Origin of the sequence: Halomonas sp. KAO, from assembly GCF_015595025.1 — a bacterium.
Lineage (GTDB): Bacteria > Pseudomonadota > Gammaproteobacteria > Pseudomonadales > Halomonadaceae > Halomonas.
In genome coordinates this window covers 1-17,313 of record NZ_JADNRL010000007.1, presented here as the reverse complement: position 1 = coordinate 17,313, position 17,313 = coordinate 1, and the positions used below count along the sequence as shown (strand labels likewise).

The window sequence follows — 17,313 nt, the reverse complement described above, 5'->3', positions numbered from 1 at the left end:
ACAGGGCGCCTTGCTGGAGGGTCAGAACCAGGTCAGGCCGATGGAGATCAGCACCCCGGTGATCAGCAGCTGGATCAGGCAGAAGCCCATGATGTCCTTGGCCTTGAGCCCGGCGATGCCGAGTACCGGCAGGGCCCAGAAGGGCTGCAGCAGGTTGGTCCAGGCATCACCCCAGGCCACGGCCATGGCCATCCGGGGAATATCCACCCCCAGTGCCTGGGCGGCCGGAATCATCACCGGTGCCTGCACCGCCCACTGGCCGCCGCCGGAGGGCACGAAGAGGTTGACGATGCCCGCACTGATAAAGGTCCAGACCGGCAGGGTGGTGTCGGTGGCAAAGGAGACCAGCGCCTCGGACATGCTGGTCGCCAGACCGGACTGCACCATGATCGCCATGATCCCGGCGTAGAACGGGAACTGGATGACGATGCCGGCACCGCCCTTGATCGCTTCGTGCAGGCTCTCCAGCAGGCTGCGCGGGGTGCGATGCAGCACGATGGCCAGGAACAGGAACATGAAGTTGACCACGTTCAGGTTGAGGCCGCCGCCGCGCAGGAAGAAGTGATCGGCCAGGAAGATCAGCCCGGGAATGCCCACCAGCCAGGCCAGCACCACGCTGTTCTCCATGCGCTCGGCGGGGCGGGTGATACGCCCCGGGTGCGCCTCGTCGTCGCCGAGCAGCTTGGGATCGACGAACACGCTGTCCTTTTCGTCGGGCAGCATCATGCGGTTGACCAGCGGTACCGCGATAAACAGCATCACCACGATGGCCAGGTTGAAGAAGGAGAAGATGGTCGAGCCGGTGCCGATCACGCCGATCTGGTCGGCGCTGAAGTGGCCATCGGTGGCCACGGTCAGCGGTACCGAGCCGGCCAGGCCGCCGTGCCAGACGATAAAGCCGGAGTAGGCGCTGGCCACCAGCAGGCGATAGTCGACCCGGACCAGGCGCGCGAGCTCCTTGGCGAACAGCGCCCCCACGACCAGGCCGAAGCCCCAGTTGATCCAGCTGGCGGCCAGCGACACATAGGTGACCAGCAGGATGGCGCCACCGGGCCCCTTGGCCAGGGCAGCGAGTCGCTGCAGCAGCCTTTTCACCGGGGGGGAGCTGGCCAGCATGAAGCCGGTCACCAGCACCAGCAGCATCTGCATCGAGAAGGTCAGCAGGTTCCAGAAACCATCCCCCCACATGCGCATCACCGCGAGTGGCGTCTGGCGTTCCACGGCAATGGCCGCCACGGCGGCGATGATGGTCAACAGCAGCACGAAGATATAGGGGTCGGGCAGGTAGCGTTCGACCAGCTTGACCGCCGGTCTGGAGAGGGCCTTGAGCATGGCGTTCCCTTACTGTTTTGAGTGTTATTGGTGTTTCATTGCATAAAATAGCGCAGCATCAGTATCTTGCGCTATTCGGACGCCAATGGTCCAGGCGCCTCACACCAGTCGCTGCGGCGCCGTTGATGGTAGTAGGCGATCAGCGTCGCCGAGCGCGTCAGCATGAACAGCGTGAAGGCGAGCCACAGACCGTGGTTGATGAGCGCCTCGGGAAGAAGGGCCTGGCCCAGCCACCAGGCGGGCAGATAGACGGCGAGCCCGGCAAAGATGCTGTTGCGCATCTCCCGAATCGCCGTGGCACCGATAAAGACGCCGTCCAGCAGGTAGCCCCATACCGCGATCAGCGGCATGACGACCATCCACGGCAGGTAGGTGGCGGCGGTCTCTCGCACCTCGGGCAGGCCGGTAAGCAGGGCGATCAGCGCCTCGCCCCCCAGGGCGAAGGCCAGGGCGGCGGTGCCGGCCGTCAGCAGTGAGAACCAGGCGGCACTCCGTACCGACTGGGCGAACTCCGCCCAGCGCCTTGCCCCCACCGAGCGTCCGGTCAGCGCCTCGGCGGCGTGGGCGAAGCCATCCAGGGCGTAGCTGGTGAGCATGATGAACTGCAGCAGCACGGCATTGGCGGCGAGTACGGTATCGCCCTGGGCCGCCCCTCGCGAGGTAAAGAAGGCCATGACGAAGAGCAGCCCCAGGGTGCGCACGAAGAGGTTGGCATTGACCGAGAAGAGCTCGCCATAGGCTGAAACGGCGAGGAGCCGATGGCGCAGGAAGCGGCCCGACAGCCATCTGAGTTGTCGCGAGATCAGCCACAGGCCGAAGGCCAGGGCGGTGTAGTCGGCGATCACCGTGGCCCAGGCCACGCCATCGCTGGTCATGCCGAGGCCGACGACAAAGAGCAGGTCGAGGAGGATATTGACCCCGTTGGTGAGCACCAGGATCGCCAGGGTCACTCGCGAGTTCTGCTGTCCCAGGAACCAGCCCAGGATGGCGTAGTTGGCGAGCACCGCCGGCGCCGAGAGGATGCGGATCTCGGCGTACTCGGCGGCCAGTGCCGTGGCGACGTCACTGCCATCGAGGAGCCATAGGCCCAGCCTGATCAGCGGCCTCGAGAACAGGATCAGTGCCGCACCGATGCCCGCCGCGATCAGCAGCGATTGCCCCAGCAGGTTACGTACGTCCGTGTCGTTCTCGCGGCCCACCGCCTGGGAGGTGAGCCCCGTGGTACCCATGCGCAGGAAGCCGAAGCCCCAGTACAGGAAGCTGAACAGGGTGGCGCCGAGGGTGACCGCCGCCAGATAGCGCGAGTCCGGCAGATGGCCGACCACGGCGGTGTCCACCAGCCCCAGCAGCGGCACGGTGATATTGGAGAGGATGATTGGCCAGGCCAGCGCCAGGATGCGCCGGCGCGCGGCCCCGGGTGACGAGGACTCCGAACGACTCACAGGGGGCTCCCGAGATTGACGAGCCGGGCAGCATGGCCGGCGGCGGGGCATAACGCAACCGCCCCGCACAAGGGCGGGGCGGCGGTGGCAGCGAAGCGCGATTATCGCCTAGAAGCGGTAGCCGATGCTGGCGGAGATCAGATCGATCTCGAAGTCCTCGCCATCTTCGCTGATATCGTAGCGTTCGAACTCGGCGCGCATCAGGATGCGCTCAACTTCATACTCGGCGCCGATGCCAAAGAGAGGGTCGGAGCCGTCTCGGCCGTAGCTGGACGATCCAGTATTATCACTTTCATTGAGGTCAGCGTCCCAGGCAATCATGCCCAACTTGCCAAAGATGCTAAAACCATTCTGGATCGGAAGTTTACCGACGAGTGCGGCGCTGAAACCATCCACGCTAAGCTTGGCCTTGGCGCTACCACCATTTTCATTGGCAGTGAACTCACCAAAATCTACGTAGCCCGCTTCAATAGCGAAGTTGGGGTTGAACTGGTAACCCACAAACAGTTTATAGCCGGTATCGCTGTCATCGGTGTTGGTGTTTGGGTAACCACGGTCCCGGTAATAGCCGCTAATATCAAAGTCGGTCTCTGAATGCCCCAGTCCAGCACCGATATAAGGCCCCTCATTAGAGTCATACTGATAGCTCTGGGCGAAGGCGGGGCTGGCGACCAGGGTGGCCAGGGCAGCGGTGGCGATAAGACGCTTCATCATGCTCTCCTTTGCATGGTGAGGGAGCAGGCGGGGCCTGTCCTGGGGCGGGCAAGCGGTAAAAGCCGCCTACCCTGATGTAAGATCCCGTGAGAGGATGTAACCTTAGCGATTCTAAGACCTCATGATGACTAACACCATACTCGATTCGCCACAGGCGAGCGTCGGGTGGTGACGACGCAGCATAGATGGCAGGGAGCACGGGGAGTGCAAGCGATGAGCAAGCGGATCATGACCTTCTTTACACTGGCGCTGGTGGCGCTGATGGCAACCTCTCCGGCGATCGCTCAGGAGCAGCGCGTGGGGGTTCAGCCGAGTGGCGGGGCGATGATTGCCGATGCGGTAATCGCGCGACCGCTGCTGGCGGCGGCCACGGTGGGCGGTACTGCCGTGTTTCTGGTGACACTGCCCTTTACCGCCCTGGGCGGCGGGGTGGATACCGCGGCCGAGACGCTGATCAAGACCCCGGCCAAAGCGGCCTTTCGCCGTTGCCTCGGGTGCACGGTCAGCAAGCGGGCCGACGAGCTATAGCCAAAGGTGACGGTGCCACACAACGCGAAACGCCCCGCACTTGGCGGGGCGTTTCGAGATGGGGTGACGTACCTGCCAGCCATCAGGCCGCGGTGATGCGCTCGTACTTGGACATCAACTCCTCGCGGCTCTCCTCGCGCTCCGGGTCCAGCGGGATACAGTCCACCGGACACACCTGCTGGCACTGGGGCTCGTCATAGTGACCGACACACTCGGTGCACAGCGCCGGGTCGATGATATAGATCTCTTCGCCTGGCGAGATGGCCCCGTTGGGGCATTCCGGCTCGCAGACGTCGCAGTTGATGCACTCGTCGGTGATCATCAGGGCCATGGGGTACCTCACGGAAGTCGCTGGCCGCGGTCATCGGGATCTGCTCGGCACAATCCCGAGCCTTGTGGTCAGGTATTGTAATGGCTCTTCAGCGTCGCGGCGACCCCGGGATGCACATGCTGCGAGACATCGCCGCCCAGCTTGGCAATTTCGCGCACCAGGGTGGAGGAGATATAGGAGTTCTCCACCGCCGGGGTCAGGAAGACGGTCTCCAGCTCCGGCATCTGGGCGCGATTCATGTTGGCCAGTTGCAGCTCGTACTCGAAATCCGAGACCGCGCGAAGCCCTCGCAGCAGCACGCGTGCCTGCTGCTGTTTCATGAATTCGGTCATCAGGCCCGAGAAGCCGGTCACCTCGACGTTGTCCAGCGCCGAGACCACCTCCCGGGCCAGGGCGATTCGAGTGTCGAGATCCAGCGCCGGGCCCTTGCCGGGACTGGTGGCGATGGCCAACACCACCTTGTCGAACAGCCGGGAGGCACGTTCGATCAGGTCGAAGTGGCCGTTGGTGATGGGGTCGAAGGTGCCGGGGTAGACCGCGATATTCATTGCCGTCACTCCTCGAGTTTGCCGAAGGGGTTGTGGACCGCCAGGGAGACCGGGCGGGCGTAGCCGGGGATATGGATCTCGGCGTCGCTGATCGAGAGCTCGGGGCCCTCCAGCACACCCTCACCGAAGCGGTAGCGGGGGGAGAAGCGTCCCCGGTCAGCCTGTTGGCGGTAAGCGGCGGCGGCCTCGCGAGTCGCCTCGCGGCGCACCTGCCAGGCGGCCACGGCGGCCTCACCGTGACGCTGCACCAGCAGGCGTTCGGTGACGTCCGGAGAGAGCAGCACCCCGGTGGCGTTGTTGCCCCCGAATCCCTTGGCGTTGAGCAGTGCGGCGTCGGCCTCGAATGGCCGCGTCTCCCGGGAGAGCCCCAGGCGCCCGGCATAAACGTCATCGGCCACGGCGTCGAGGTTGGCGATACCCGGCAGCAGACCGTGGGCGAAGCTGCCCAGGGCACTGGTCAGCTGGTCACCGGCGGCGCTGCCCTGGGAGTGGCCCACATAGGACTTCACCGCCACCACGGGCCAGGCCTCGATACCGTAGGCCTCGGCCACCCGGTCGAGGACGTGGGACTCGGTGACGCGGTTCTTGGGCGTGCTGGTGGCATGGGCGTGGACGAACGAGCGCTGGCGCAGGGCCTGCTCGCCGAGCATCTCGCGCACCAGGGAGGCGGCCTTGCCCAGGGTGATGTAGTTGCCGATGCCGGGGGCGGAGATGGAGCGCTTCCAGCCGTCGGCATTGACGAAGACCTCCGGCACGCTGCCGAGAAGCTCGGCGCCTACCTCCATGGCCAGGGCGTCATCCATCAGCATCACGAACTGGCTGGATTCGGCGATGGTGAAGCCACAGTTGCGGGCGAAGGGGCGACAGGTCTTCTGGTAGTCGGCGTCGGTCAGCAGCTCCAGGGCGTCCAGGGCACGCAGGCTGTCGTCGTCGGCCAGGGCACCCATGGCACGGAAGCCTTCGATGATCTCGGGGGTGACCGGCGCATCGGCGGTGCCGACCATCACCACTCGGCAACGGCCGGCACGGATATCCTCCACGCCCAGGCGCAGGTTGTAGAGAAAGCTGGCACAGGCCCCCATGGCCGCGCCGGTGCTGCCTACGCTGCCCAGCACATAGGCATTCAGGAAGTCGGCCGGCATCTGCCCGTAGCCCAGCGGCATCTGCTTGGAGGTGGCACGCTTGCCGGAGACGAAACTCTTGAGCAGACCGCCCCAGCCCTCCTCGTCGAGCTGGCCGATGGAGTTGCCGGCGTAGACGGCGATCTCGTCGGGATCGAGGCGATCACGCAGGGTATCCCAGTCGAGTCCGCTGTCTCCCAGGCAGTCGCTGGCGGCGAAGATCGCCATCGAGAGTCCGCGGGGGTGGTGCACGCTGCGGTAGAGCTGGCTGGGTTCGAAGCCGCTGGGCAGCTGGCCGGCAGCGCGCACCTGGGCGGGGCGGTGCTCGGGCAGCATGACGTCCATTTCGCCGGCGGGTACCGTCACCTCGATCAGCTTGCGATCGAGTTCGCGCACCTGCCAGGTGTCCGGCAGATCCTGAGGCAGCTGACGGCGACGGACGCGGAAGGTGAGCGGTGCCTCCAGCGCCAGGCTGGCCCGACGGTTGGCGGGCAGGCCCGGATCATTGAAGTGCGGGTCCTCGATGCGGCGAATCAGGGTATGGTCGAGGACCTGCTGGCGGGTTTGCTCGACAAGGGCGGCGGGTTCCAGGGGGCGCCCATCCGCATCCTGCCAGGTGCCGTCCTCCTGGCCGCTGGCCAGACGCATCATGGCGGCCAGACCCAGCAGGGTACGGGTCTGCTCCTCCACGGGCAGGGTGTCGAGCACGGTACGGCGAAACGCCTGGTGGCCCGAGGTTCTGCCGGCAGGGTTCACGCCGCCCATGCCGACGATCACCGGTAAGTGTGACAAGCCGGATTCCTCGTTGTGCTGTTGGTGTCTACGCGTATGTATGATGATGGATCATAGCACCCGGCCAGCCGCGGCGTCATGCGGTGGCAGAGGGTGTGACAGGAGCCGGTTGCCGGGAGCGGCTCTGCGCAGGGTGTCGATAAAACGTATGTTTGAAGTTGCTGCATGGCTCGGCTAGCATGTCCCTGCTGTTTGAGTCATACGAGTGCTTATATGGGCGCCCCTCTTCGGAGGGCGCCTTTTTTCGATTTATACGGCAGCGGGACGCGCCGCCGGCCAACTCTTGCTCAAGCATGATCCGGAGTGACACCCTGGGTGGAAACAGGCCGGCATGAGCGCTAGCTTGTTCTTGGTAGATACGGCTGTTTGTCACTTTTTTGTGTTTCACAGGAGGGAAGCATCATGCAGCGCACCATGACACGGAAGCTTTTTTTTGCCCTGCTGGCCGGCCTGCTGGCACTAGGACTGGCCGGTTGCGAGGACGACCAGGGGCCCGCCGAGGAGGCCGGTCAGGAGATGGATCAGGCAGTTGAAGAGGCGGGTGAGGGTGTCGAGGAGATGGGTGACACCATCGAGGATGCCAGCGAGGGTAATTGACGCCGTCAGCAGCCAGGTTTAACAACTGCGCTCAACCACACTGCTCAACAACCACGCTTAACACCCATGCGTAACGCAACAGGCCGGGCTGCTGTCAGCCCGGCCTGTTGCGTTTCAGGGGCGGAGGGGAGCGTTAACCGTTCTGCTCGATGCCCTGCACATACCAGGGGGCGCCGTCGCGCAGCTCCCGCACCAGGTGCCAGGTCTCGTTGAACTCGTTGTGCTCGCCATTCTCGTCGAGGATGCCGTGGAAGATCACGCTGGCCTCGGCCTGCTGGCCCACTTCCTGAACCATGCCCAGCTCGGCGAACAGGCGAACGACCTCGGTGCGGTTATTGGCCGGATGCTGCTTGCGCTCCTCGCGCAGCAGGTTGTAGAGCTCCGGGGTGACGTACTCCTGAATGCCGCTGAGGTCGTTGTTGTCCCAGGCACGCTGCAGGGTCATGAAGTGCTCCTTGGCACCGCCGAGGAAGCGCTCGCGGTCGAACCATTCGGGCTCGCTGGCGAAGGCGCCACCGGCCGGAGCGGCGCTGGCCTGGAAGGACTGGGCGGCGGTTTCACGGGGCTCCTGCGCGGCTGGCGAGGGGCCACCTGCCACGGCCGGCCGGCGGCGTGCCAGCAGCCGGAAGAGCAGGAAGGCGATGCCGGCCACCAGCAGGATGTCCATCAGCCGCAGCTCATCGAAGGCGCCGCCGAAGAACAGCGCGGCGAGCAGCCCACCGGCGAGCAGGCCGCCCAGCATGCCGGGCATTTTCGACCCGGCTCGCCCCTGGGTGGCGCGGGTGCCGGAGGCCTGGTTCTGGGTGGCAGAAGGTTGCTGCTGCACGCTGCGTGATTGAGAGCCGAAGCTCTTGCCGCCGCCGAGGCGGCGGGCTTCGGCGTCTTGCATGGCCGGGCCCAGGGTCAGCAGTCCCGCCACCAGCATGATCAGCAGGTGGCGTATCAGGGAGGTCTCGCGGTGTGTCGAAGTCATGGCGGTATCGTCGTCAGTGGGGGTTAATGGGTGGTGAGTCGTGAACGGTGAGGGGTAAGTCGAGTTGGTTGATTCTACCGGCTATGCTGGTGGGCTCCACTACCATTCCACAATGCCGGGGAGTTGAACACCATGCGCCTGAAACGAGAAGAGAGCCTGTTGCTGGTTGTCGATCTGCAGGCGGGACTGTTGCCGGTGATCGAACATGCCGACCAGGCGGTGAACGAGGCGGCCTGGCTGGGCGGCCTGGCCGCCTCCCTGGAGGTGCCGGTATGGGTCACCGAGCAGTATCCCGAGGGGCTGGGTGGCAGCGAGCCGCGCCTGCTGGAGGCGCTCCCGGGACATCGGCTATGGCAGAAGCTGACCTTCGATGCCTGTGCGAACCCCGAGTTCATCGCGGCACTCGAGCAGAGCGGCAGGCGTCAGGTGGTGCTGTGCGGCAGCGAGGCGCATATCTGTGTCATGCAGACCGGCCTGGGGCTGCTGGCGGCGGGATACGAGGTCTACTGGCTCAGCGAGGCCTGCGTCAGTCGGCGCGCCGCGGAGGCACGCCTGGCCCGGGAGCGGCTGGTGCAGGCCGGGGCGGTGGCGGTAAGCGCGGACATGGTGGCCTACGAATGGCTGCAGCGTTGCGACGACGAACGCTTCAAGCAGGCCCACCGCCGCTTCCTCAAGGGCCGCTCCGCGCGCCCGCTGGTATTTGACTAGACCCCAAGCCATCTAATTTCGTAGGAGCGCGATTTATCGCGCGATGAGGCGCGCTGGCGATACAGCCATCGCCGGATAAATCCGGCTCCTACGATTCTGTGCCATGGTGATGGGGGGCAGGAGCAGCCCCGCTCGGGATCAGGCGCCTTCGGGGCGGGTAAAGACCAGGGTGTCACCCTCGCTCATGGCGGCGTTGAAGCGGTAGCCGGCCACGTCGAACTCCTTCAGGCCCTCCGGGTCGTCGAGGCGTTCGCGGATCATCCAGGCCGTCATCAGGCCACGGGCCTTCTTGGCGTAGAAGCTGATGATCTTGAGCTTGCCATTCTTCTCGTCCTTGAACACCGGGGTGATCACCCGGGCCTCGAGCCGCCTGGTATCGATGGCCTTGAAGTACTCGTTGGAGGCGAGGTTGATCAGTACCGGGCTGCCGCTGGCCGCCACGGCACGGTCGAGCTCGGCGGTGAGGGTCTCCTTCCAGAAGGCATAGAGGTCCTTGCCCGCAGGGTTCTCGAGCCGCGTCCCCATCTCCAGGCGGTAGGGCTGGATCAGGTCCAGCGGGCGCAGAAGCCCGTAGAGCCCCGAGAGAATGCGCAGATGCCGCTGGGCGAAGGCGTTCTCGTCATCCGTGAAGGTGTCGGCCTCGAGCCCCACGTAGACGTCGCCCTGGAAGGCCTGGACTGCTGGCTTGGCGTTCTGCGCAGTAAAGGGTGTGTGCCATTCGGCGTAGCGGGCGGCATTGAGGGCGGCCAGCTTGTCGCTGATGCCCATCAGCTCGGAGAGCCGTTGTGGCGAGTAGTCGCGCAGGATCTCGATCAACTCCTGGCTCTGTTCCAGGAATTGCGGCTGGGTATGGCGGGCCGTGGTGGCCGGGGTCTCGAAATCCAGCTTCTTGGCGGGCGAGATCACGCTCAGCATGGGGCGCTCCAGATCCGATGAAGTGAGCATGGAGTATACCAAGCACGCCCAGGCTCAGGGGCTATCGGGTCGATAGCCCCGGGGGCGGTGGGCCTCGGCCTCGCTGTTCTGTTCACCGAAGGTCATGGTGCCAGGACAGAGGCGGCTGACCTCGATGCCGGTATCGCCCAGCGGTCGCGTCTGCACCCTGACGCCCTCGTCGATCGGGAAATGGAACCGGCATGGTAGCCAGGCCCTGCCAGGGCGGCAAATGACCAGGGTTGAGTCGGCGCAAAGGCGGGCGTATGCTGGCCGCCCGTTGCGCCCCGTGGACCGGGGCTGGGCAGACTTCAGACGCCGCGCACAGGGTGGTGCGGAGTGTCTTTTTCTTGTGATACAGGATCCGGTAGAAGGCCATGACGCAGGCATCATCACTGTTCACCCGGCTCGAGTACCGCCTTGCGGAGCAGCTCTTCCATACCCGCTGGCTGCCTCGTTCGCCGCGCACCCAGCGCCTGACCATGCACCTCTTCCAGCGCTGTGCCGATGCCGGCCATCCGGCGGCGCTCTCCCTTTATGGTCATATGCTGTTTCACCGCGGCATGTCGCCCCAGGACAAGGCGCGCGGTGCGCGCTACGTGCTGGAAGCGGCCAATGCCGGCGACTCCCGTGCCCAGTATCAGGCGGGACAAATCTACGAGCATGGCTGTGCGCTCTATCCACGCCGCGACGACCATGCCGTGACCTGGTTTGCCCGTGCCGGCGAGGCGGGGCATCCACTGGCCGCCGAACGTCTGGCGCGCGCCTATCGCGAGGGGCAGCTGGGGCTGGCGGTGGATGCCGAGCGTGCCGCCCACTGGCAGAGGCTGGCCGACCACGCCGCCGGTTTCGGTGAGGGGCTGGACAGCGCGGAAACCGAAACGCGACACTAGCGAGGAGGCGCCAGCGAGATGGCGCCCCTTCCTGTTTTCCGCCGCAAGGACTCCTGCCCACCGTGACGCTACCGACCCTGCTCGATATCGAGGCGTCTGGATTCGGACGCGGCAGCTACCCCATCGAGGTGGGGTTGGCCCGACCGGATGGCAGCAGCTGCGCCTTCCTGATTCAGCCCCTTGCCGAATGGACCCACTGGGACCCCAAGGCCGAGCTGCTCCACGGCATCAGCCGTGCCCGGCTGCAGCGCGAGGGGTACCCCCTGCGTCAGGTCGCGCAGTGGCTCAATGACGAGCTCGGTGAGCTCAAGATCTGCTACAGCGACAGCTGGGGTTACGACAACACCTGGCTATCGCTGCTCTTCCACCATGCCGGCATGTTGCCGGCCTTCCGCCTGGAGGCGCTGCGCAAGCTGCTCAGCGAGGAGCAGCTTGTGCTGTGGAAGCCCACCAAGGAGGCGTTGATCGAGGAGCTGGGCATCCTGCGACATCGGGCCGGTGAGGATGCCCGGCTGCTGCAGCTCACCTATCAGCGTACACGTGAACTGGCTGGCGAGGCCTGACTCAGCGCGGGCGAGCCAGCTGTGCCTCCAGGATATCCAGCAGTTCGAGAGGGTCGGTCGCGTCGAGCACCTCGGCCCGGGTACGGGCATTGAGGAAGCCCTGTTCCACGGTATTGTCGAGGAAGCTCAACAAGGGGGCGTAGAAGCCTTCGCTGTCGAGGACGCCGATGGGCTTGTCGTGAAGCCCCAGGTAGTGCCAGGTCCAGGCCTCGAAGAACTCCTCCAGGGTGCCGATACCCCCGGGCAGCATGATAAAGGCATCGGCATGGGCCGCCATGCTGGCCTTGCGCTCGTGCATGTTGCGCACGCGAATCAGCTCGGTCAGCCCGAGGTGAGCCTGCTCGCGATCCACCAGATGGTCCGGCATGACACCGATGACCTCGCCGCCGGCCGCCAGGGTCGAGTCGGCCAGGGCCCCCATCATGCCGATGCGAGCCCCGCCATAGACCAGGTTGTGGCCACGCCTGGCCAGTGCCTCGCCCAGCCGCCGCGCATCGGCCAGGTACTGCGGGTCTCGGCCTTCCCGTGAACCCAGAAAAACGCAGAATCTCGCCATGCTCTTCTCCTCGATGATAATGCCCATACTGGCGGGCTCGGACTTGCCCTGCAATATCTTGACGTCTAACGAAAAAGGGCGCCGTCAGGCGCCCTTGTCATTCGCAGAGGTCTCGCTTAGCGGGCGGCGTCGGCGTCACGCTTAATGGCATCGCGCAGCAGCTTGACGCCGGCAACGGAGATGCCGACCAGGCTGGCGACCAGGGCGAGGCTTGCTACGACATGAATATCGAAATACATCATGGGCTCCTTTGTTGAGCGGTCTAGGGTCAGGGGGCTCAGGGCAGGCAGTCGACAACGCCGTACTCGGTATCCATCCAGCGGCCGATGACGTTGTCACCGCACAGATGGTGGGCGTACTGGGTGTGCAGGCAGCGCACCTGGTCCCAGTTGGCGATACCGCCGATGCCTCGCTCCGTCAGCACGCCATCATAGCCCAGTTGCATTACCTCTGCCTTTTGTGGCGCGCTCATGTGGCGCCAGCGGGCGGCGACATAGTCGCGATGGCTGGTGTGGTAGGCGGCGAGCAGCTCGGGCTCTGCCTGCAGGCGTGCCTCGAGACGCTTGATGGCGCCATCCGCCTCGATACGCGAGATGACCACCTTGAGACGCTCGCAGCTCAGCCAGTAGAGGGTCGGAAAGGGTTTGCCATCGACGATCGGTGCCATGCGCAGCACCAGTGGGGTGCCTTCGCCATCGACGGCTGCCACGGCCTCGATGCCGCGAGGGGCGCGGCCTAGCTGCTCGCCGATGATCGCCAGCTGGCGAGGGTCTGGCGGGTTATCGGTGCGTATCACCATCGTCGGGCTCTCGTAGAAACTTGTTGGACTCGCCAACGGCCAGGAAGAAGGCCCGATTGAGCTGCTCTGGGGTGGGCACGTAACGCCACTCCCGCTCGCAGTACTCCGCGGCCCGCGCCATCAGAACATCATGGAGTCGATTGAACGGCGCATCATAATCGTAGGGGTCGGCACCGAACAAGCGGATATGGGGGTAGTCGGCGAAGCGCTCGAGAAAGTAGTGCCGCAGCTGCGCCTCCATGGCGCGGTGGCGCTCGGTGTCCTCCGGGTCCAGCCAGAGGGTGTAGCGGATGGCCATGGCGGGCTCCTGTGAGTGCATGGCCCGGGCTTGCCCGGACATGGTGGGGCGGCCAGATGGTGTCCTAGCCGCGGGCGAGCGCTGCCAGGCGTCCGCCGGTCAGCCTGAGTAGATCGGCAGGTGCCAGGCAGATCTCCAGGCCACGGCGACCACCGCTGACATGCATCGATGCCAGGGCCTCGGCACTGGCGTCGAGGAAGGTCGGCAGGCGCCGCTTCTGGCCCAGGGGGCTGATGCCGCCCAGCACGTAACCGGTGGCCCTCTGGGCCTCCTCGCCCTCGGCCATCTGCGCCTTGCGGGCGCCGGCGGCGCGGGCCAGCGCCTTGAGGTCGAGCTGGCTCGAGACCGGCACGATGGCTACCGCCAGGCGGCCATCATCGAGCCTGGCCAGCAGCGTCTTGAAGACCTCATCGACCGAGAGCCCCAGCGCCCGGGCGGCCTCCTCGCCATAGGCGGGGCTGCGTGGGTCATGGGGATACTCGGCCAGCGTGAAGGCGATGCCGGCCTTCTCCAGCTGCTTGACGGCGGGGGTCATGCCTCGGCGGGCTCCTCGTGTAGATGCGCCTCCAGGGACTCGCGTAGCGCGCCCTCGATGGGAATGGATTTCTTGGTGGTGTGGTCGAAATGCACCATCACGGTATGGCCCAGGTTGGTGAGCTGACCCTCCTGCCGCGCTTCCTGGCTGACGGTAAAGGAGCTGTTGCCGAGCCGTGAGATATAGGTGCGAATCTCGATCTCCTGGCCATACTGTAGCTCGGCGCGATAGTCGACCTCTATGCGGGCCATGATCAGTCGCCACTTGCGCGGGTCCAGGTCCGGGGTGAACAGGCGGAAGAGGTCGTTGCGCGCCAGCTCGAACCAGGCCGGCAGTCGCGTGTTGTTGATGTGGCCCAGGGCGTCGGTGTCGTAGAAGGCGGGCTCGATCTTGCGGATAAACATCTGGCGTTTCCTTGTGGTTATCGCTCCAAGTCGAATAGCGTTGCGCCTGGCTGGCGCCTGGTCAAGTCCTCGCGACTCGTCGCGCTCCCAGCCACCCCTGGAAGCGGGTCCAGGCGATCAGCCAGAGGGTGGCCACGGCGAAGCCGGCCAGGGTGCCCAGCGTCAGGCCCAGGGTGGGGTAGGTGAAGGAGACGCACAGTGCATAGCTGAGCAGTGAGCCGAGTCCCATCGGGTAGTGCTTGATCACCGTGGCCACCGGGCCGGGACCATGGGTCAGATGCAGGATCACCAGGAAGGGGTACATGGTGACCGGAAAGGCAGCCATCACGCCGGCCCAGGCCGCCGGCAGCACATGGGCCATGCCGGTGATGACGAAGATGATCACGGCGGCGAGCAGGGCGCGCACCATCAGGGCGCTCCAGGAGAAGCGCCCGGCGGGTCGCGCCACGCTCTCGGGCACATGGCGATAGAGCCAGGTAAACAGTGCAATGGCGGCCAGGGTGATCAGGGTGCCGGTGACGCGGTCGAACTCCACACGAGTGAGCACCAGGCTTACCACCAGGAAGGCGGCCAGCCCCGCGGCGGTGCCCGCCAGCACGCCGGGAAGCCCGGGGCGGCGACCGGCCAGCAGGTAGCCGCCGCCCAGCGCCAGCGTCGCCGTGAAACCGGCGAGGGTGTGCACGGCACTCTCGGCGGCGAAGCCCGGGGAGAGCTCGAGGCCGATGAAGAACAGCGCGATGGCGGTGCCCAACGGGTAGCCCGCCAGCAGGCCGGCAACGCGCGGGCTGACGCGCACGGCGATGGCGCCGAGCCCCAGCACCATGCCGATCGAGACCACCAGCTTGGCCAGCTGCCAGCTCAGGGGAACGTCCATATCGCTTTCCTTATCCGTGTGAAAGGGTCGTTGCCATTAATGTGTTGCTCAGGCCCGGGATGCGTGCCGTGCGGCGCTAGGCTGTGGCTGAAAAGTCGGCGAGCGAAGGTTAGACAAGGCAAAAATCGGCGAAAAGACGGACCGGGCTCGCGCACGAGTTTACGGAGTGTAAATGAGTACTTTGAGCCGTTTTTTAACGCCGTATAGCCGAGCGTAGCCAGTTTTCGGACAGAGCCTAGACGAGGCGCAGACCGCAGCGGTCCTGCCAGGCGGCGGGCAGGGCGTCTGCCAGCGGGTCATGCAGGTGCATCGGGAGTGCCGACTCGGCCGCCTCCAACGAGGCGAAGTCATGATTGCGCAGCCAGCAGTAGGCCCAGGCACAGGCCTCGTCGGTGTCATGGGGAAGTGGTCGAGCTGGCATCTGCGCCAGCAGGAAGGTAGCAGTTCGTGCCGCCCACAGCGGGACCTCCTCGCCATTTGCGGCCTCGCTCCAGGCCCTCAGGGTGGTGGCATCGGGCGTGGTTTCCGGCAGGCCGATGCGCGTCACTCGGGCGGTCTCGGCGAGCAGCAGGGCCAGCCGCTCCGGAGTGTCCTGCCCCAGCTCGAGCCACTGGGCGATCAGCTGCGGCATGCCGCGGCGCATCTTGGCATAGAAGTCATCCTGGGGCATGGTCGTGTGCATGAGGTCATCCTGGTCTTCGAGTCAGAGGAGTGAGTGTGCATGGGGTTCGATTTTGCCACGCCGGTTGAGCGTCGGCATCCGTCCGGCAACTGGCCGTCACAGAAATGGCATCGCCATGGCGAGCAGGTGCTGCCCCTGTGGGTGGCCGACATGGACTTTGTCTCGCCCCCGGCGGTCATCGAGGCACTGCGTGCGCGGGTCGATCACGGTGTCTATGGCTATGGTCTGGTGCCGGACTCGCTGCGTGAGACGCTGTGCGCCTGGAGCTCGGCGCACTATGGCTGGACCATCGCGCCGGAGTGGCAGCACTGGCTGCCCGGGGTGGTGCCGGCGCTGCATCTTGCCAGCCTGGCACTGACCGAACCGGGCGACGGGGTGCTGACGGTCACACCGATCTATCCGCCCTTCCTCAAGGTGGCGGAGCATACCGGGCGTCTGCCTCAGCAGGCCACCATGCGCGAGCCGTCCTCTCCGGGTGAGTCCTGGCGCCTCGATCTCGAGGCGCTGGAGGCGGCGATTACCCCTCGCACTCGCTTGCTGTTGTGGTGTCATCCCCATAACCCGACCGGGCGGGTGTGGCGCCATGAAGAGTTGGCCGGCCTGGCCGAGCTGGTGGAGCGCCATGACCTCCATGTGGTCTCCGACGAGCTGCACTGTGACCTGCTGCTGGAGGCCGGCGCCTGCCATCAGCCGCTGGCGGCGGCCTTTCCGGCACTGGCGGCCCGCACCATCACGCTCTGGGCGCCCTCCAAGACCTTCAATCTGGCCGGACTGACAGCCGCCTGCGCGGTGATTCCCGACTCGCGGCTGCGCCAGCGCTTCGCCGCGGCGGCGAGGGGGATGATGCCGGATGGCAATGTGCTGGGGCTGGTGGCCGCCGAGGCCGCCTATGCTCGGGGGGAGCCCTGGCGACAGGCGTTGCTCGAGGTGCTGCGTGGTCACCGACAGATGCTGACGGAGAGGGTGGCACACTGGCCCGGGGTCGGCATGGCGCCGCCGCAGTCTACCTATCTGGCCTGGCTCGATCTGCGTCAGGCGGGGCTGGGTGAGTCACCCCAGCGAGCCTTGCTGGAGCGCGCCGGGGTGGCGCTCTCCGATGGTGCCGACTTCGGCTGGCCTGGCTTTGTTCGGCTCAACTTCGGTACCACCGCCACACAGCTGGAAGCGGCGCTCTCCCGGCTCGACCGTGTTCTCAAGGGCTGAGGCCAACCCATCAATAAACGCGGCCGCGGTATCGAATCGTAGGGGCGGATTTATCGACATATAAGCGATGGCGGCGCCGGTGTGTAACCGGCGCCGCCTGGGTCAATGACTCATCAATCGCGCGACCAATCGCGCTCCTACGGGTTGGCCGCGGCGAACCGGAGCCGTGGGATCAGTAAAGCATCGTGAACAGCTTGCGGCGGTAGCTGACCGTCAGCGGGTGGTCGGCGCCCAGGGCATCGAAGACCCGCAGCAGGGTCTTGCGTGCGGCATCGTCGCCATAGCTGCGGTCGGCCTTCATCAAGGCCAGTAGTCCCTCGAGGCCCGTCTCGTAGTCGCCGTCGGCGACTCGGCGCAGGGCGCGCAGATACTGGGCTTCGCTGTCATCGCGCTCACCGAGGGCGGCAAACTCTTCGGCGGAGGGGGCCTCCTCGCCGAACTCGATGCTGGCCCGCACGCCTCGGGCCGGGGCGGCATCGCGCTCTTC

At 65.7% G+C, this 17,313-nt stretch carries 24 protein-coding genes; 6 read left to right on the top strand and 18 right to left on the bottom strand.

Annotated elements, in window-relative coordinates:
* Positions 1 to 21: 21 nt before the first annotated feature.
* The 3 genes from IOC61_RS02595 to IOC61_RS02585 form a co-directional block, all read right to left on the bottom strand.
* A complete protein-coding gene (locus tag IOC61_RS02595; RefSeq protein ID WP_195687329.1) occupies positions 22 to 1,332 on the bottom strand; it encodes a short-chain fatty acid transporter in 1,311 nt (436 codons plus the stop codon).
* A 71-nt stretch (positions 1,333 to 1,403) separates the two neighbouring features.
* The gene (locus tag IOC61_RS02590) at positions 1,404 to 2,774 is read right to left on the bottom strand and encodes an MATE family efflux transporter (protein WP_311429816.1); all 1,371 of its coding nucleotides are present in this window, start codon (positions 2,772 to 2,774) and stop codon (positions 1,404 to 1,406) included.
* A gap of 108 nt (positions 2,775 to 2,882) precedes the next feature.
* Positions 2,883 to 3,485: an outer membrane beta-barrel protein gene (locus IOC61_RS02585; RefSeq protein WP_195687327.1), complete on the bottom strand. Its 603-nt coding sequence runs from the start codon at positions 3,483 to 3,485 to the stop codon at positions 2,883 to 2,885.
* Positions 3,486 to 3,701: 216 nt separating this feature from the next.
* On the opposite strand from IOC61_RS02585, the gene IOC61_RS02580 reads away from it, so the two are divergent.
* Positions 3,702 to 4,016 (top strand): hypothetical protein, encoded by a 315-nt coding sequence (locus IOC61_RS02580; RefSeq protein ID WP_195687326.1) that lies wholly within the window; start codon positions 3,702 to 3,704, stop codon positions 4,014 to 4,016.
* Positions 4,017 to 4,098: 82 nt separating this feature from the next.
* On the opposite strand, the gene IOC61_RS02575 is transcribed toward IOC61_RS02580, so the two are convergent.
* The 3 genes from IOC61_RS02575 to IOC61_RS02565 all read right to left on the bottom strand — a co-directional run bounded on the left by IOC61_RS02575 (position 4,099) and on the right by IOC61_RS02565 (position 6,781).
* Positions 4,099 to 4,347, bottom strand: a complete 249-nt coding sequence (locus IOC61_RS02575) for a YfhL family 4Fe-4S dicluster ferredoxin (protein ID WP_195687325.1) — start codon at positions 4,345 to 4,347, stop codon at positions 4,099 to 4,101.
* A gap of 68 nt (positions 4,348 to 4,415) precedes the next feature.
* The gene (coaD, locus tag IOC61_RS02570) at positions 4,416 to 4,895 is read right to left on the bottom strand and encodes a pantetheine-phosphate adenylyltransferase (protein ID WP_195687324.1); all 480 of its coding nucleotides are present in this window, start codon (positions 4,893 to 4,895) and stop codon (positions 4,416 to 4,418) included.
* 5 nt (positions 4,896 to 4,900) lie between these two features.
* A complete protein-coding gene (locus IOC61_RS02565) occupies positions 4,901 to 6,781 on the bottom strand; it encodes a beta-ketoacyl synthase (RefSeq protein ID WP_195687355.1) in 1,881 nt (626 codons plus the stop codon).
* 429 nt (positions 6,782 to 7,210) lie between these two features.
* Here IOC61_RS02565 and IOC61_RS02560 point away from each other — a divergent pair, with 429 nt between their 5' ends.
* On the top strand, positions 7,211 to 7,405 hold the full coding sequence (locus IOC61_RS02560) for a hypothetical protein (RefSeq protein ID WP_195687323.1): 195 nt from the start codon (positions 7,211 to 7,213) through the stop codon (positions 7,403 to 7,405).
* A gap of 133 nt (positions 7,406 to 7,538) precedes the next feature.
* On the opposite strand, the gene IOC61_RS02555 is transcribed toward IOC61_RS02560, so the two are convergent.
* On the bottom strand, positions 7,539 to 8,378 hold the full coding sequence (locus tag IOC61_RS02555) for a Tim44 domain-containing protein (protein ID WP_229332878.1): 840 nt from the start codon (positions 8,376 to 8,378) through the stop codon (positions 7,539 to 7,541).
* A gap of 132 nt (positions 8,379 to 8,510) precedes the next feature.
* On the opposite strand from IOC61_RS02555, the gene IOC61_RS02550 reads away from it, so the two are divergent.
* The gene (locus IOC61_RS02550; RefSeq protein WP_195687322.1) at positions 8,511 to 9,086 is read left to right on the top strand and encodes an isochorismatase family protein; all 576 of its coding nucleotides are present in this window, start codon (positions 8,511 to 8,513) and stop codon (positions 9,084 to 9,086) included.
* A 138-nt stretch (positions 9,087 to 9,224) separates the two neighbouring features.
* On the opposite strand, the gene yaaA is transcribed toward IOC61_RS02550, so the two are convergent.
* Entirely contained in the window at positions 9,225 to 10,001 is a 777-nt protein-coding gene (yaaA, locus tag IOC61_RS02545) for a peroxide stress protein YaaA (protein WP_195687353.1), read from the bottom strand.
* A gap of 54 nt (positions 10,002 to 10,055) precedes the next feature.
* Positions 10,056 to 10,187: a hypothetical protein gene (locus IOC61_RS17785; protein WP_267491269.1), complete on the bottom strand. Its 132-nt coding sequence runs from the start codon at positions 10,185 to 10,187 to the stop codon at positions 10,056 to 10,058.
* Between the two features lie 209 nt (positions 10,188 to 10,396).
* On the opposite strand from IOC61_RS17785, the gene IOC61_RS02540 reads away from it, so the two are divergent.
* Entirely contained in the window at positions 10,397 to 10,912 is a 516-nt protein-coding gene (locus IOC61_RS02540) for a tetratricopeptide repeat protein (protein WP_195687321.1), read from the top strand.
* Between the two features lie 62 nt (positions 10,913 to 10,974).
* A complete protein-coding gene (locus tag IOC61_RS02535; protein WP_195687320.1) occupies positions 10,975 to 11,475 on the top strand; it encodes a hypothetical protein in 501 nt (166 codons plus the stop codon).
* A 1-nt stretch (position 11,476) separates the two neighbouring features.
* On the opposite strand, the gene IOC61_RS02530 is transcribed toward IOC61_RS02535, so the two are convergent.
* From IOC61_RS02530 to IOC61_RS02500, 8 genes are all read right to left on the bottom strand, one after another.
* Entirely contained in the window at positions 11,477 to 12,031 is a 555-nt protein-coding gene (locus tag IOC61_RS02530; protein WP_195687319.1) for a TIGR00730 family Rossman fold protein, read from the bottom strand.
* Between the two features lie 116 nt (positions 12,032 to 12,147).
* A complete protein-coding gene (locus IOC61_RS17780) occupies positions 12,148 to 12,270 on the bottom strand; it encodes a hypothetical protein (protein ID WP_267491268.1) in 123 nt (40 codons plus the stop codon).
* Between the two features lie 38 nt (positions 12,271 to 12,308).
* The gene (locus IOC61_RS02525; protein WP_195687318.1) at positions 12,309 to 12,830 is read right to left on the bottom strand and encodes a DUF501 domain-containing protein; all 522 of its coding nucleotides are present in this window, start codon (positions 12,828 to 12,830) and stop codon (positions 12,309 to 12,311) included.
* On the bottom strand, positions 12,811 to 13,128 hold the full coding sequence (locus tag IOC61_RS02520) for a hypothetical protein (RefSeq protein WP_161423950.1): 318 nt from the start codon (positions 13,126 to 13,128) through the stop codon (positions 12,811 to 12,813). Before IOC61_RS02520 ends, IOC61_RS02525 begins: the two co-directional genes overlap by 20 nt.
* A gap of 64 nt (positions 13,129 to 13,192) precedes the next feature.
* On the bottom strand, positions 13,193 to 13,663 hold the full coding sequence (ybaK, locus tag IOC61_RS02515) for a Cys-tRNA(Pro) deacylase (RefSeq protein ID WP_195687317.1): 471 nt from the start codon (positions 13,661 to 13,663) through the stop codon (positions 13,193 to 13,195).
* A complete protein-coding gene (locus IOC61_RS02510) occupies positions 13,660 to 14,067 on the bottom strand; it encodes an acyl-CoA thioesterase (RefSeq protein ID WP_195687316.1) in 408 nt (135 codons plus the stop codon). Before IOC61_RS02510 ends, ybaK begins: the two co-directional genes overlap by 4 nt.
* Positions 14,068 to 14,128: 61 nt before the next feature.
* Positions 14,129 to 14,941 carry a hypothetical protein gene (locus IOC61_RS02505; RefSeq protein ID WP_195687315.1) on the bottom strand — a complete coding sequence of 271 codons (813 nt, stop codon included), beginning with the start codon at positions 14,939 to 14,941 and terminating at the stop codon, positions 14,129 to 14,131.
* Between the two features lie 235 nt (positions 14,942 to 15,176).
* On the bottom strand, positions 15,177 to 15,611 hold the full coding sequence (locus IOC61_RS02500; RefSeq protein WP_132044623.1) for a hypothetical protein: 435 nt from the start codon (positions 15,609 to 15,611) through the stop codon (positions 15,177 to 15,179).
* Between the two features lie 51 nt (positions 15,612 to 15,662).
* Here IOC61_RS02500 and IOC61_RS02495 point away from each other — a divergent pair, with 51 nt between their 5' ends.
* Positions 15,663 to 16,826 (top strand): MalY/PatB family protein, encoded by a 1,164-nt coding sequence (locus IOC61_RS02495; protein ID WP_195687314.1) that lies wholly within the window; start codon positions 15,663 to 15,665, stop codon positions 16,824 to 16,826.
* 172 nt (positions 16,827 to 16,998) lie between these two features.
* Here IOC61_RS02495 and IOC61_RS02490 read toward each other — a convergent pair.
* The coding region (locus IOC61_RS02490) for a tetratricopeptide repeat protein (RefSeq protein ID WP_195687313.1) at positions 16,999 to 17,313 on the bottom strand (315 nt) is incomplete at its 5' end.

What these genes read in the sequence shown, in the direction of transcription:
- IOC61_RS02510 (WP_195687316.1), bottom strand. Translation starts at nt 14,067, where the DNA reads ATGTTTATCCGCAAGATCGAGCCCGCCTTCTACGACACCGACGCCCTG.
- IOC61_RS02550 (WP_195687322.1), top strand. Translation starts at nt 8,511, where the DNA reads ATGCGCCTGAAACGAGAAGAGAGCCTGTTGCTGGTTGTCGATCTGCAG.
- ybaK (WP_195687317.1), bottom strand. Translation starts at nt 13,663, where the DNA reads ATGACCCCCGCCGTCAAGCAGCTGGAGAAGGCCGGCATCGCCTTCACG.
- coaD (WP_195687324.1), bottom strand. Translation starts at nt 4,895, where the DNA reads ATGAATATCGCGGTCTACCCCGGCACCTTCGACCCCATCACCAACGGC.
- IOC61_RS02560 (WP_195687323.1), top strand. Translation starts at nt 7,211, where the DNA reads ATGCAGCGCACCATGACACGGAAGCTTTTTTTTGCCCTGCTGGCCGGC.
- IOC61_RS02565 (WP_195687355.1), bottom strand. Translation starts at nt 6,781, where the DNA reads ATGGGCGGCGTGAACCCTGCCGGCAGAACCTCGGGCCACCAGGCGTTT.
- IOC61_RS02500 (WP_132044623.1), bottom strand. Translation starts at nt 15,611, where the DNA reads ATGCCCCAGGATGACTTCTATGCCAAGATGCGCCGCGGCATGCCGCAG.
- IOC61_RS02505 (WP_195687315.1), bottom strand. Translation starts at nt 14,941, where the DNA reads ATGGACGTTCCCCTGAGCTGGCAGCTGGCCAAGCTGGTGGTCTCGATC.
- IOC61_RS02595 (WP_195687329.1), bottom strand. Translation starts at nt 1,332, where the DNA reads ATGCTCAAGGCCCTCTCCAGACCGGCGGTCAAGCTGGTCGAACGCTAC.
- IOC61_RS02585 (WP_195687327.1), bottom strand. Translation starts at nt 3,485, where the DNA reads ATGAAGCGTCTTATCGCCACCGCTGCCCTGGCCACCCTGGTCGCCAGC.
- IOC61_RS02530 (WP_195687319.1), bottom strand. Translation starts at nt 12,031, where the DNA reads ATGGCGAGATTCTGCGTTTTTCTGGGTTCACGGGAAGGCCGAGACCCG.
- IOC61_RS02540 (WP_195687321.1), top strand. Translation starts at nt 10,397, where the DNA reads ATGACGCAGGCATCATCACTGTTCACCCGGCTCGAGTACCGCCTTGCG.
- IOC61_RS02525 (WP_195687318.1), bottom strand. Translation starts at nt 12,830, where the DNA reads ATGGTGATACGCACCGATAACCCGCCAGACCCTCGCCAGCTGGCGATC.
- IOC61_RS02580 (WP_195687326.1), top strand. Translation starts at nt 3,702, where the DNA reads ATGAGCAAGCGGATCATGACCTTCTTTACACTGGCGCTGGTGGCGCTG.
- yaaA (WP_195687353.1), bottom strand. Translation starts at nt 10,001, where the DNA reads ATGCTGAGCGTGATCTCGCCCGCCAAGAAGCTGGATTTCGAGACCCCG.
- IOC61_RS02520 (WP_161423950.1), bottom strand. Translation starts at nt 13,128, where the DNA reads ATGGCCATCCGCTACACCCTCTGGCTGGACCCGGAGGACACCGAGCGC.
- IOC61_RS02575 (WP_195687325.1), bottom strand. Translation starts at nt 4,347, where the DNA reads ATGGCCCTGATGATCACCGACGAGTGCATCAACTGCGACGTCTGCGAG.
- IOC61_RS02555 (WP_229332878.1), bottom strand. Translation starts at nt 8,378, where the DNA reads ATGACTTCGACACACCGCGAGACCTCCCTGATACGCCACCTGCTGATC.
- IOC61_RS02495 (WP_195687314.1), top strand. Translation starts at nt 15,663, where the DNA reads ATGGGGTTCGATTTTGCCACGCCGGTTGAGCGTCGGCATCCGTCCGGC.
- IOC61_RS17780 (WP_267491268.1), bottom strand. Translation starts at nt 12,270, where the DNA reads ATGTATTTCGATATTCATGTCGTAGCAAGCCTCGCCCTGGTCGCCAGC.